12 protein-coding genes are annotated in these 12,583 nt (G+C 74.6%); 2 read left to right on the top strand and 10 right to left on the bottom strand.

Features of this window, described 5'->3' with window-relative positions:
• Nucleotides 1-49: 49 nt before the first annotated feature.
• On the bottom strand, nt 50-751 hold the full coding sequence (locus RM446_RS05815) for an HAD family hydrolase (protein ID WP_311544231.1): 702 nt from the start codon (nt 749-751) through the stop codon (nt 50-52).
• A gap of 197 nt (nt 752-948) precedes the next feature.
• Between RM446_RS05815 and RM446_RS05810 the strand changes: the two genes are divergently transcribed.
• Nucleotides 949-2,529: an ATP-binding protein gene (locus RM446_RS05810; RefSeq protein ID WP_311544075.1), complete on the top strand. Its 1,581-nt coding sequence runs from the start codon at nt 949-951 to the stop codon at nt 2,527-2,529.
• Nucleotides 2,530-2,574: 45 nt separating this feature from the next.
• On the opposite strand, the gene pruA is transcribed toward RM446_RS05810, so the two are convergent.
• From pruA to RM446_RS05795, 3 genes are all read right to left on the bottom strand, one after another.
• Entirely contained in the window at nt 2,575-4,203 is a 1,629-nt protein-coding gene (gene pruA, locus RM446_RS05805) for an L-glutamate gamma-semialdehyde dehydrogenase (protein ID WP_311544074.1), read from the bottom strand.
• A gap of 140 nt (nt 4,204-4,343) precedes the next feature.
• Nucleotides 4,344-4,826: a DUF6912 family protein gene (locus tag RM446_RS05800; protein WP_311544073.1), complete on the bottom strand. Its 483-nt coding sequence runs from the start codon at nt 4,824-4,826 to the stop codon at nt 4,344-4,346.
• A gap of 189 nt (nt 4,827-5,015) precedes the next feature.
• Complete coding sequence (locus RM446_RS05795) at nt 5,016-5,681, bottom strand: HAD family hydrolase (protein ID WP_311544072.1); 666 nt, start codon at nt 5,679-5,681, stop codon at nt 5,016-5,018.
• A 211-nt stretch (nt 5,682-5,892) separates the two neighbouring features.
• Here RM446_RS05795 and RM446_RS05790 point away from each other — a divergent pair, with 211 nt between their 5' ends.
• Nucleotides 5,893-7,092 carry an acyl-CoA dehydrogenase family protein gene (locus tag RM446_RS05790; protein ID WP_311544070.1) on the top strand — a complete coding sequence of 400 codons (1,200 nt, stop codon included), beginning with the start codon at nt 5,893-5,895 and terminating at the stop codon, nt 7,090-7,092.
• Nucleotides 7,093-7,156: 64 nt separating this feature from the next.
• Here the strand turns inward: RM446_RS05790 and RM446_RS05785 are convergent, their stop codons facing one another.
• The 6 genes from RM446_RS05785 to RM446_RS05760 all read right to left on the bottom strand — a co-directional run bounded on the left by RM446_RS05785 (nt 7,157) and on the right by RM446_RS05760 (nt 12,551).
• Nucleotides 7,157-8,839 (bottom strand): glycoside hydrolase family 3 protein, encoded by a 1,683-nt coding sequence (locus tag RM446_RS05785; protein ID WP_311544069.1) that lies wholly within the window; start codon nt 8,837-8,839, stop codon nt 7,157-7,159.
• Between the two features lie 271 nt (nt 8,840-9,110).
• Nucleotides 9,111-10,793 (bottom strand): phosphoenolpyruvate--protein phosphotransferase, encoded by a 1,683-nt coding sequence (gene ptsP / locus RM446_RS05780; protein ID WP_311544068.1) that lies wholly within the window; start codon nt 10,791-10,793, stop codon nt 9,111-9,113.
• Between the two features lie 12 nt (nt 10,794-10,805).
• Nucleotides 10,806-11,063 carry an HPr family phosphocarrier protein gene (locus RM446_RS05775; RefSeq protein ID WP_311544067.1) on the bottom strand — a complete coding sequence of 86 codons (258 nt, stop codon included), beginning with the start codon at nt 11,061-11,063 and terminating at the stop codon, nt 10,806-10,808.
• 22 nt (nt 11,064-11,085) lie between these two features.
• Nucleotides 11,086-11,781, bottom strand: coding sequence for an HAD family hydrolase (locus RM446_RS05770; RefSeq protein WP_311544066.1), 696 nt, complete (start codon nt 11,779-11,781; stop codon nt 11,086-11,088).
• Nucleotides 11,778-12,224 (bottom strand): PTS sugar transporter subunit IIA, encoded by a 447-nt coding sequence (locus tag RM446_RS05765; protein WP_311544065.1) that lies wholly within the window; start codon nt 12,222-12,224, stop codon nt 11,778-11,780. The genes RM446_RS05770 and RM446_RS05765 overlap by 4 nt, the downstream gene beginning before the upstream one ends.
• A 78-nt stretch (nt 12,225-12,302) precedes the next feature.
• Complete coding sequence (locus tag RM446_RS05760; RefSeq protein WP_311544230.1) at nt 12,303-12,551, bottom strand: PTS glucose/sucrose transporter subunit IIB; 249 nt, start codon at nt 12,549-12,551, stop codon at nt 12,303-12,305.
• Between the last annotated feature and the right edge of the window lie 32 nt (nt 12,552-12,583).

Below are 12,583 nucleotides of genomic sequence, written 5' to 3'. Positions count from 1 at the left end.
CCTTCACGATAGCTACAAGATCAACGGGGTTGGGAGCCGCGGCGGTCTCTCAGGCCGTGGCGGCGCCGGTGGCCTCACGCACCGCGCCTACCAGCCGCACGGTGTCGGTGAGGTCCTCCAGCACGTGCTTGGCGCCGGCGGCGCGCAGCTGGGACTCGGTGGCCGACCCGCTGACCACCGCGATCGGGGTGGCGTGGCCGATGATGGCGGCCTCGACGTCGCGCGGGCAGTCGGTGATGTAGACGGTGGCCGACTCCGGGAAGTCGTAGCCGTGGGCCTGTGCCGCGCGCATGCGGGTGAACTGGATGAGACTCGCCTTCGGATAGTGCTCCGAGCCGAAACCGCCGATACTCAGGTCCAGATAGCCGTCGAGGCCGAAAGCCGAGAGCTTGGCAACGGCGTTGGCCATGATCGCGCCGGTGACGACGGTCTGCACCGTGTCCTCCAGGCGGGCGACGGCCGCCACCGCCTCCTGAGCGCCGGGCATGGGCCGTCCGCGCGCCGTGAGCTGGTCGCGGCGGCGCGCGAACGCCTCGCCCAGGGCGTCGACGAAGTCGGACAGCGGTTCCTCACCCGGTTCCAGGCGCACGTCGTTGCGCGCCAGGAACTCGAAGAAGATCTCGGAGTCGGTGCGGCCGCCCGTGGAGGCCAGATACACCAGCGGCGTACCGGTGACCTGCTCGAACGCTTCGGCGTAGGCCGCACGGGTCACTTGGGCGACATCGACGAGCGTGAGGTCGATATTCCACAACACCAGCCGGCTGATGACAGTCTCCTCAGAGGAAATGGGCGTGCGGGCATTTCATCACAGTTGTTCCTCGCGCCGGAACCGCCCGCCCGCCGCCGCACGGAGGCCGCGGCGAGGCGGGAACGCCCGGCCCCGGTACCGCGTCCCAATCACAGTAGTCCACCCCAGACCCCGGCGACCCGCCTGCGGAGGCCATCCCCATGGTGTACGACCTGCCCCCCGACAACGCCTTTCTGACCGACGCGCACAACCGCAGGCAGAACGACGCCATCACCGCGCTCGACGCGCAGATCTCGCGGACGCAGGCCCGGCTGAACTCGGAGATGCGCCGTATCCGCGGCAGCCTGGAGCAGCGGCTCGACCGGCTTTCGACCTCCTTCGACGCGTTCGTGGAGCTCAGCGACGTCCGCGCGCTGCTGGCGGCCTTCCCCGGCCCCGCCGCCGTCCGCTACCGCGCCCACCGCCTGCTGGAGGGCGCCGCCGGCGGCGACGCCGCGACCGTGCAGCGGGCGGCGGGCTACTGGCTCTGCCCGGCCTCGCGCGGCCTGGCCGCCGCCGTGCGCGGCGACACGGGGGAGGCGCGCTCGCTGGTGGCCGAGGCCGCGGGCGCCGACGCGCTGCGCGCGGGCACCTTCGCACTGCTGGGCACCGCTGCGGCCGCCCCCGACCAGGCGCCGCTGATGGCCGACTGGATCCTGCCCAAGGTCCTCCAGGAGCTGCCGGAGCGCGTCTGTCGCTACGAGCGGGCGCTGTGGGTGGCGGCGGCCGACGGCCTGCTGGGCGCCGACGCCAGGGCACTGGTGGCCGGGCTGGCGCAGGAGGCGGCGCGCCGCGCCGAGCGGGGGCAGGATCCCGCGGCGGGCCCGGAGTTCTGGACGTCGGCGGTGTCCGCCCCGAGGCCGCCCGCGCCGACGAAGGCGCTGGAGGGCCGGCCCGGCCGCGAGCAGCTGGAGGCGGCGGGGCGGCTCTCCGCGCTGCGCACGTGGCTGGAGGAGGTGCTGGAGCGGCCCGGCGGCGGCGCCGGCGAGCAGCCGGACCGGCCGCGGCTCGACGACGAAGCGGCCGAGACGCTGCGGATGCTCGTCGGTGAGGGGACCTCGGAGGAGGCCCCGCACCTGGCGCGGGCGAACCAGCTGCGCGCCGTCATCGAGAGCAGCGGGACCGCGTCGCCCGACGAGCCCGCCCCCGCCTGGACCGACCCGGCCGGACACACGCTGGAGCTGCTGCGCGCCGACGCGACCAGCATGCTCGCCCCGCGGGCGCGGCGGGCGCTGGCGGTCGGCGTGTACGGCACGGTCGTCGCCTCGGCCGCCGAGGACCTGGCGAGCGCGGCCGCCGAGCCGCTGCCTGAAGGCGCCGAGGTCGCCTACCACGGGCAGCGGATGCGCATCACCCCCCAGGGCGCGGACGACGCGTCGCTGCGCGAGGCCGAGGCGGCCCTGGAGGCCTCGTACGCGCCCGAGCGACGCCCCTACGTCTACGCCGGGATCGCCGCCGGCGCCGCCGTCGTGCTGGCCGTGCTCGTCGCGGTCTCCGGTGCGGCACCGTGGCTCTGGGTCGCGCCCGCGGCCGCGCTGGGCGCGGCCGGATTGTTCGTCTACCGGGGCCGCAGCGGCGCCGCCGACGCCGCGACCGCGGTGGCCAGCGCCCGCCGCCGACTGCGCGACAAGGTGCAGGAGGGCGCCGCCGAGTACCGCGGCCTCCGCAGCGAGGCCGCTTCGGCAGCCGAGCGCGCCCGGGAGGACCTGCAGGCGGTGCGCCGGCTGCTCGCCGAGGCCTGACCCGCCGCGGCGGCGGCACGGCTCCGCCCGGCCGCGGGGGCCGGGTCAGCCCATGTGCGGGTAGCGCCAGTCGGTGGGCGGGTCGAACGTCTCCTTGATGGCGCGCGGACTGGCCCAGCGTGCCAGGTTGAAGCGTGAGCCCGCCTTGTCGTTGGTGCCGCTGGCGCGTGCGCCGCCGAACGGCTGCTGGCCCACGATCGACCCGGTGGGCTTGTCGTTGATGTAGAAGTTGCCGGCGGAGAACCGCAGCGCGGCGTCGGCCTTCGCGACGGCTGCGCGGTCGCGGGCGATGACGGCCCCCGTCAGGGCGTAGGGCGCGACGTCGGCCATCTGCGCGAGGACCTGCTCGTAGCGGGAGTCGTCGTAGACGTGCACGGCCAGGATCGGGCCGAAGTACTCGGTGCGGAACACCTCGTCCTCGGGGTCGTCGCACTCCAGAACCGTGGGTTCGACGAAGTAGCCGACGCTGTCGTCGGCCCCGCCGCCCGCCAGGACGGTGATCGAGTCCGTGTCGCGGGCACGCTTGAGCGCGGCGGAGTTCTTGGCGAAGGAGCGGTCGTCGATGACGGCGCCCATGAACGTCGAAACGTCGCCGGTGACGTCGCCCATGGTCAGCCTGCCGACCTCGTCGAGCAGGCTGCCGCGCATCCGCGACCACACGCTGCGCGGGATGTAGGCGCGCGAGGCGGCCGAGCACTTCTGGCCCTGGTACTCGAAGGCGCCGCGGATCAGTGCGGTGCGCAGGACGTCGGGGTCGGCCGAGGAGTGGGCGACGACGAAGTCCTTGCCGCCGGTCTCGCCGACGATGCGCGGGTAGGAGCGGTACTCGGCGATGTGCTCGCCCGTGGTCCGCCACAGGTGCTGGAACGTGGCGGCCGAGCCGGTGAAGTGGATCCCGGCCAGGTCGGGCTGGGTGAGCGCGATCTCGGAGACCGCATGGCCGTCGCCGGTGACCATGTTGACCACGCCGGGCGGCATCCCCGCCTCCTCCAGCACGCGCATCACGAAGTGCGCGGAGTAGGTCTGGGTGGGTGCGGGCTTCCACACCACGACGTTGCCCATCAGCGCCGGTGCGGTGGGGAGGTTGCCGGCGATGGCGGTGAAGTTGAAGGGGGTGATCGCCAGGACGAAGCCCTCCAGCGGCCGCAGCTCCTGGCGGTTCCACACGCCGCGCACGGACAGGGGCTGCTCGGCGTAGAGGCTCCGGGCGAAGTGGACGTTGAACCGCCAGAAATCGATCAGCTCGCAGGCGGCGTCGATCTCGGCCTGCCAGACGGACTTGGACTGGCCGAGCATGGTGGCGGCGTTGACCTGGGCGCGGTAGGGGCCCGCCAGCAGGTCGGCGGCGCGGAGCAGGATGGCCGCGCGGTCGTCGAAGGACATCGCCCGCCAGGCCGGGGCGGCGGCGCGGGCGGCGGCGATCGCCCGCTGCACCTCGCTGGGCGTGGCGTTGCCCATCCGGCCCAGGACGTGGGCGTGGCCGTGCGGCTTGAGCGCCGGGACCGGCTCGCCCGCGCCGAGGCCGCGCTCGCCGCCGATGACCTGGTGGAGCTCGGTCTCCTCGGCCGACTGGCGTGCGATCTCCGCTTCGAGCACGACCCGCTCGCGGCTCCCGGGGGCGTAGGCCAGGTTCGGCTCGTTGACGGGGACGGGGACGTCGGTCACGGCATCCATCGCACTGCCTCCCTGTTCCGGGTGCGGCGGCGGGCCCGGAGCCGGGCGGATGCGGGGCGAGCGCCCTGACCCCGGCTGCGCCGCGGGATGGTCCATACCCGCTCGGCAGGGGGCGCTAATCGTCGGGCGGCGTACGCCGCTCAGCTGCGGCCGAGCAGGTAGGGCAGCTCCTGGGTGGCGTACCAGAGCAGCTCGTGCTCCGCCGGCGCGCCGGTCTCGCCGCCGTGGGCAGGGCCGTCCGCCGCGGCGGCGGCGACGGCGTCCTCGGCGTCGGGGGCGTCGACGTGCACGGCGGCGACGCGCTTGAGTGCAAGCGTGGCCGTGACGACTACCGCGGCCGGGTGACCGGCGTGGTCGCCGGCCGGCCCGACCGCCGCGTCGGGTGCCTCGACCGCGAGGACGGCGCGGCGGCGGGGTGCCGCGGGGTCGGCCGACAGCAGCCGCAGTGACGCGTCGGCGGCGCAGCTCAGCGCCTCGTACTCCAGCTCCTCGTCGTCCTGCGCCCCCTGCGGACCGGCCAGCCGCTCGGTGACGGCGAACGCGGTGAGCGGCGGCTCGCCGAGGCCGCCGGAGTCGAGGACCTCGGCCAGGCCGGGGAAGGTGCTGGGCAGGTAGATGCGCATCGTCGTCCCGCGGGTCGTCTCGCGTGGCCAGTGCAGGGTATGCCGGGTGTGCCGGCGGTGGGGAGTGCCATCGAAAGTGTGCCAGAGGCTCCCGCGCGCGGCACGCAGCGCACCCGCGGGGGCGCGGCGGGGCGATCCGGGAGGGGAGCCGGCGGCGCGGGCCGCCGGCTCCCCGATCCGCCCCGGTGATCAGAAGGGCATGGCGTCCAGCTCGATACCGCAGGTTTCGGCCAACCGCTCCCGCGTATCGACGGGGTCGCTGTGCAGGATGCCGACCATGCCCAGGTCGACCGCCGCGTGCACGTTGTGCTCGATGTCGTCGATGAACACGCACTCCTGCGGCGCCAGCCCGACGAGCTCGACCGCGTGCCGGAAGATGGCCTCCTCCGGCTTGCGCATGCCCACCTCGCCGGAGATGACGACGGCGTCGAAGGCCTCGCCGAACCGGTCGCGGGGATAGCCGTTGCCCCATGAGTTGGACAGCAGGCAGGTGCGCACGCCCTGGCCACGGGCCTGGCGCAGTGCCGCGTACATCTCATCGACGGGGTGGAAGCCGGAGAACATCCTCTTGATCAGGCCCGAGGCGGGCACGGGGCCGCCGTCGGCCAGCCGCAGCTCGGCGGCGAGGATGCGCTCGAACTCGGCGGTCGCGAGCTCGCCGCGTTCCAGGGCGTGGATCGGGTTGCCGTCGACGGATCCTCCGGCGTATGCGCCCTGGACCCAGGAGCGCATGACGTCGCGGTAGCGCGCGTCGTCGATGCCGTCGTCGGCCAGCCAGGCGGTGATGGTCTCGCGCAGTGGGGTGGTCAGCACCCCTCCCCAGTCGGTGATGATCGCACGGCACGCGGTGGTCATACTCGCCCTCCGTCCCTCGTGGTGCGCCCTGCCCGGGCGCCTCGTCCGGCGCGGCCTGTGTCGGACCGCGCCGGGGGACGGTTTCTTCCCTGGCCGGGGCCCCGCCAACCCCCCGGGCGATCGGTCGCCGCGGACCGCGCGGGGCGGGGCGGTACGCACAGACCGCCGCCCACACGGTACCGACCAGTCGGTCTGATGGCATACTGCGGTCATGGACTTCGATCTCAGCGCCACCGCCCGCGACCGCCTGGCCGAGCTGCAGTCGTTCATGGACGAGCACGTCTATCCGGCCGAACCCGTCTATCACCGGCAGCGCGCCGAGGCCGGGCGGGACAGCCACGACCTGCCGGCGGTCGTGGAGGACCTGAAGACCGAGGCGCGCAGTCGCGGACTGTGGAACCTGTTCCTGCCGGACGTGGGCGGCCTGAGCGTCACCGACTACGCGCCGCTGGCCGAGCTGACCGGCCGCTCGCCGGTCCTGGCCCCCCAGGCGCTGAACTGCTCGGCACCGGACACGGGCAACATGGAGGTGCTGCACATGTTCGGCACCGCCGAGCAGCGCGAGCGGTGGCTGGAGCCGCTCCTCGACGGGCGCATCCGGTCGGCGTTCGCCATGACCGAGCCCGATGTGGCCTCTTCCGACGCCGCGAACATCGCCACCTCGATCGTCCGCGACGGCGAGGAGTATGTGATCAACGGGCGCAAGTGGTGGATCAGCGGTGCGGCGGACCCGCGGTGCGAGGTCCTCATCGTGATGGGCAAGACCGATCCCCGGGCTCCCGCGCACCGGCAGCAGTCGATGATCCTGGTCCCCCGCGACACCCCCGGTCTGGAGATCGTGCGTGCGCTGCCCGTCTTCGGCTACCAGGACCAGGAAGGCCACTGCGAACTGCGGTTCACCGACGTTCGGGTGCCTGCCGGCAACCTGGTCTCGGGCGAGGGAGAGGGCTTCGCGATCGCCCAGGCCCGGCTGGGCCCGGGCCGCGTCCACCACTGCATGCGGGCGATCGGCATGGCCGAGCGGGCGCTGGAGCTGCTGGTGCGCCGCGCCGGCCAGCGGGAGGCCTTCGGCAAGCCGCTGGCCGCGCAGGGCGTGGTCCAGCAGCAGATCGCGGAGTCGCGGCTGGCCATCGAGCAGGCGCGGCTGCTGGTGCTCAAGACGGCCTGGCTGATCGACAACCGCGGTACGAAGGAGGCGCGCACCGAGATCTCGGCGATCAAGGTCGCGGCGCCGCGGGCGGCGGTCGAGGTCCTGGACCGCGCGATCCAGGTGCACGGCGGCGCCGGGGTCAGCGACGACTTCCCGCTGGCCGAGATGTACGCCCACGCGCGGGCGATGCGGATCTTCGACGGCCCCGACGAGGTGCACCTGCGCTCCCTGGCCCGCCAGGAGACCAGGCGGCGGCCGTAGGGGGCGAGCCGCTCCGAACGCTCGGGGGCGCCGGGGCGGGCGCCCCCGGCGCCCCCGGCGGGTCTCAGTAGGACAGCCCGTCGCCGAAGTCCAGGTCAGTCCCCGGGATGCCCACGGGCAGCCTGCCCGCCGGGGCCACCTCGCCGGCGAGGACGCGGGCCGCCGCCGAGCGGGAGGCGTCCACCGACGAGTAGGTGGCCAGATAGCCGTCGACCGCGCCCAGGTCGGTGATGTCGTAGGGGGTGCCCTGCGCGACGACCACCACGGGGGTGCCCGACTCCCGGGCGGCCGAGACGAGCGACAGCTGCTCCGCGTCGCCGCGCGCGCTGAGCGTGCCGACGACGGCGGCGTCGGCGGAGGCCGGATCGGCGGTGACCGTGTAGCCCAGCTCCTCCAGACCCGCGCCGATATCCTCGGCGCCGGAGCCGGTGACGCTCACCGTCGCATCCGCATCCAGCGGCAGCACGCCGCCCTTGTTCCGCAGCAGGGTCGCCGAGTCCTCGGCGAGGGCGCGCGCGGCCGCGCGATGCTCCTGCGTGCCGACCGCCGCCTCGGCGCCGGCGGCGTCGGCGGGTTCGGCGCCGAACAGGCCGCGTTCGGCCTTGGCGGTGAGGATGCGCAGGACGGACCGGTCCAGCCGCTCGGTGCTGATGCGCCCCTTGCGCACCGCATTGCGCAGCGCGTCGAATGCCGCCTGCGGGTCGGGCGGCATCAGCAGCTGGTCGGCTCCGGCCAGGACGGCGCGCACCGCGACCTCTCCGTCGGAATGCGTCTGGCGGACGCCTTCCATGTTCAGCGCGTCGGTGGTGACGATGCCGTCGTAGCCGAGCTCGTCGCGCAGGACGCCGCCGATGACGTCGGGCGAGAGCGTCGACGGCTCGCCGGAGTCGTCGAGTGCGGGCATCAGCACGTGCGCCGTCATGATCGCGTCGACACCGGACTCGACCGCGGCGCGGAACGGCGGAAGGTCCTCCTTCTCCCACTCATCTCGCGGCTTGTCGATGACGGGCAGCCCGGTGTGGCTGTCGACATCGGTGTCGCCGTGGCCGGGAAAGTGCTTGACCACCGGCACAACGCCGCCCGCACCGAAGGCGGCGGCCTCGGCCGCGGCCATCTCGGAGACCAGGTCGGGGTCGGAACCGAAGGAGCGGATGCCGATTACGGGATTGTCCGGGTTCGTGTTCGTATCGGCCACCGGCGCGTAGTCGAGGTTGATGCCCAGCGCCGTCAACTCCTCGGCGGTGGCTCCGGCCAGCGCCTCGGCGTGGGCGGTGTCGCGGGTGGCGCCGACCGCCATCGCGTCGGGGAAGCGCGTGCCCACCGGCAGCCGGGACACCATCCCCTGCTCCTGGTCGATGCCGAGGAACAGGGGGACCCCGGCGCCGTTGTCGGCGGCGGTGCGCTGCAGCCCGTTGGACATGCGGGCGATCTGCTCGGCCCCGGACAGGTTCTCGGGGAAGTAGATCAGCCCGCCGGGGTTGTAGGCGGAGACCAGGCCGGCGCTCTCCTCTGCGGTGGTCCCCTCGGCGAGCAGCACCATCAGCTGGCCGATCTTCTCCTCGACCGACATCCCGGAAAGGCGCTCGCGGGCTCTTTCGGCCGCGGCGGAGTCGGACGCCGACGCGGAGGGTGAGGGGGAGCCGGAGGGGGAGCCGGACGGTGCGGAGCCCGAGGTGCACCCGGACATGGCGGGGACCAGCGCCAGTACAGCGGTTCCCAGCAGCGCGGACAGGCGGCGAAGCGGCATGCGGACCTTCCGGGGGCGGACACGGCGGGGCGGCGGTACGGAGGGGGAAGGTCGCGAAGCCGGGGCGCTGTGCGCGGCGGCGCGCAGGGGCGCGCGCAGGGAGTGTGCCCGCGGCGGATCGCGGCCCGCCCCACGATAGCGCCTGGCCCGACCGCGCGAGCGCGCCGCGGCGTGCGGCGGAACGTGGGGAGGCGCCCCCTCACGGCTCCGGGGCCGCCGGGGGAACCGCCCGCCGCCGACCGCACCCGCGGTCGGCGGCGCACCGGGAGGGCTACAGCCCCAGCTCGGCCAGCCCGGGAAGCCGCTCGGCCGCCGCGGCGCGGGCCGCCTCGGGGCTCCGGGCGGCGCGGGCCGCCTCGGCGGCGGCGCGGCACTGGGCGAGTTCGGCGCGGGCGAGGGCGGCCCGCACCAGCGGCAGGGCCGGAGCGCCCATGGACAGGCTGGTGACCCCGAGCCCGGCGAGCACGCAGGCGAGCAGCGGGTCCGCCGCCGCCTCGCCGCACACGCCGCAACTGCGGCCCGCGTCGGCGGCGGAGGCGGCCGAGGCCGCCACCAGGTCCAGCACCGCGGGCTGCCACGGGTCCTGGAAGCGCCCCAGGCCCGCGGTCTCGCGGTCGGCCGCGCACGTGTACTGCGTCAGGTCGTTGGTCCCGATGCTGAAGAAGTCCACGTGGTCGGCGATGTGGCGGGCCCGCAGCGCCGCGGCGGGCACCTCGATCATCACACCGGCGTGCTGGATACCGGTCTTGGCCGCGGCGGCCGCGAACCACTCGGCGTCGGCCACGTCGGTCACCATGGGCGCCATGACCTGCAGATAGGCACCGGTGTCCCGTCCGGCCTCGGCCAATGCCGACAACTGGGCGTCCAGGGTCCGGGGCAGCCGGCGCATCATCCGCAGCCCGCGCTCCCCCAGCGCCGGGTTGGGTTCGGGCTCGCCCGCCGGGAGGAACTCCAGCGGCTTGTCGGCGCCGGCGTCCAGGGTGCGCACCACGACCCGACCGCCGGGGAACGCCTCCAGCACCGCCCGGTAGGCCGCGACCTGCTCGTCGTGACCGGGGGCGTCGGCGCGGTCGAGGAAGAGGAACTCGGTGCGGTACAGCCCCACGCCCTCGGCGCCGTTCTCCAGCGCGGCGGGCAGGTCCTTGGGGCCGCCGATGTTGGCGAGCAGCGGCACCGCGTGCCCGTCGGCGGTCCGGCCGGGCCCGGTGCTGCGTGCCGCCGCGGCGGCACGGGCAGCGGAGGCGGCGGTGGCGGCCTCGACGGCCGCGGCGTCGGGGTCGAGGGCGACCTCGCCGGTGGCGCCGTCGACCAGCACCATCGTCTCCTCGGCGACCGTCTCGGCGCCGGGGCAGGCGACCACGGCGGGCAGGCCCAGCGCACGGGCGAGGATGGCGGTGTGGCTCGTCGGCCCTCCCTCACGGGTCACGAACGCGACGACGCGCTCGGGGTCGAGCGCGGCGGTGTCGGCGGGCGCGAGGTCCTCGGCGACCAGCACGAAGGGGGCGTCGGATTCGGGGATCCCGGGCACCGGTGCGCCCATCAGGCGGGCCACGATCCGGTCCCGGACGTCGTCGAGGTCGGCGACGCGGGCGGCGAGGTAGTCCCCTGCCCCGGCGAGCATCCGCCGGTAGACCGCCATCGCCTCGGAGACGGCCCGCGCCGCCGACGCGCCCTCCTCCACGCGCTTGCGCACATCGTCGGCGAGGGCGGGGTCCCGCGCCATGAGCGCCTGGGCATTGAGCACCTCGGCGGCGTCGCCGCCGGCGGCCTCGCCGCGATCGGTCAGGTCCCGGGCGGTCTCCTCCATCGCGCCGACGGCGCGTTCGGCTTCGGCGGCGGGGTCGCCGCCGTGCCCGGCGTCGGGATCCGGATCGGGGATCTCGCGGACCAGCCGCTTGGCGGGTCCGTAGCCCGCACCGGGGCTGACCCCGGCGCCTTTGAGCGTCTGCGGCATGCTTCTCTCCACCTAACCGGCGTCGGCGATCTCGGCGAGCCGGTCGAGCAGCGCCTCGGCGTCCTGGCCGTCGGCGGTGATGACGATCTCGTCGCCGTTGCGGACGTCGAGGCTCATCACGGCGAGAATGCTCTTGGCCGAGACCGGGGCGCCGTCGCCCTTGGCGACGGTCACCTCGGAGCCGCCCTTGGCGGCGGCCTCGACGAACAGGGCGGCGGGGCGGGCGTGCAGGCCGACCTCGGACTGGACTGTGACTCGGCGTTGCGCCACGGAGGCACCTTTCTTCGGATTGCTACTGCTCGTCTTGCGGTTGCTCCCCGGGGCGCACCCGGCGGGCGATCCGGGGCCAGTCGACCTCGGTGAGGTGGTCGACCACCAGATCGGCCTCGTCCAGAACCGCGGACTCGTGGGTGGTGGTGATGCCGACGACGCGCATGCCGGCGCGCCGCCCGGCCTCGATCCCGGCGGGGGTGTCCTCGAACACCACGATGCGCGCGGGGTCCTCGCCCAGCAGGCGGGCGCCGCTGAGGTAGCCCTCGGGGGCGGGCTTGCCCTCGGCGACGTCGGTGGCGGTGACCAGGCCGCGGAACATCGGCAGCACGCCCAGGCGGTCCAGGGCGATGCGGGCCCACCCGCGGCCCGCGGAGGTCACCAGGCCGAAGGGGACGCCGTCAGCGTGCAGGCGGTACAGGAACCGCACCGACTCGGGCAGCACCTGCGAGTCGGGGAGGTCGGGCGAGGCCTGGATCATCTGCAGCTCGGCGAGAAGCACGTCCCAGGTGACGCCGGGGAACAGGTGGGGGTCCTCGTTGAGCACGTCGGCTCCGCGGCGTCCCATGAAGCGGTGCAGGGTGCTCTCGTCGTGGGGGACGTTGTGCATGTCCAGCAGCCGCGACCACACCTGCATGGAGCGCGGCTCACTGTTGATCAGCGTTCCGTCGAGGTCGAAGAGGGCGGCGCGCGGCGCGGTGTCGTCGATCGCCGTCATGACCACGTGAACAACGCGTCGCCGGCCGCGACTTCCCCTTCGGCGGGCGCGCCCACGGCGGCGGTGTCGGCGTCCAGCGCGACGACCGGCACGACGGAGGACAGCCCCCGTGCCTCGATCTCGGCCGGGTTCCACCGGATGACGGGGGTGCCGGCCTCGACGTGCGCGCCCTCCTCGACGAGCTTGTCGAACCCGGCGCCGTCGAGCTTGACGGTGTCGATTCCCAGGTGCACGAGCACGCCGCGCCCGGTCTCGGCGACCACCATGAACGCGTGCGGGTGGAGCTTGGCGACGCGACCGCCGACCGGGGCGGCGGCCTCCTGCAGGTACGGCGCGGGCCGCACGGCCGCGCCGGGGCCGACCATGCCCTGAGCGAAGACGGGGTCGGCGACCTCCGACATGGCGACGGCGGTCCCGGGGACGGGGGAGAGCACTTGGAGCACGCGGCACCTCCTGCGGACGGGGCGCGGCCGCCGGCGGCGGACCGCGCCCGGTGAGTGGTGTCTGCCGGACCGAACGGGTCAGTCGAGCAGGTCGTTGATGTCGTCGGTCAGCGCGTCGGCCTCGGGTCCCACCACGACCTGGACGACGTTGCCGGAGATCAGCACGCCGTGCGCGCCGGCCGCCTTGAGCGCCGGCTCGTCGACCTTGGCCGGGTCGCCGACCTCGGTGCGCAGCCGGGTGATGCAGGCCTCAATGTCCTCGATGTTGCCGGCGCCGCCGAGCCCGGCGACGATCGCCGCTGCCTTGTCGGCCATGTGTTCCTCCAGTTCGGTCGTGCGTGGTCCGGTGCCCGGCCGGT

This window comes from Streptomonospora wellingtoniae, assembly GCF_031845375.1.
Classification (GTDB): domain Bacteria; phylum Actinomycetota; class Actinomycetes; order Streptosporangiales; family Streptosporangiaceae; genus Streptomonospora; species Streptomonospora wellingtoniae.
The sequence above is the reverse complement of the archived record's forward strand: the minus strand, read 5'-3'. Positions and strand labels throughout refer to the sequence as shown.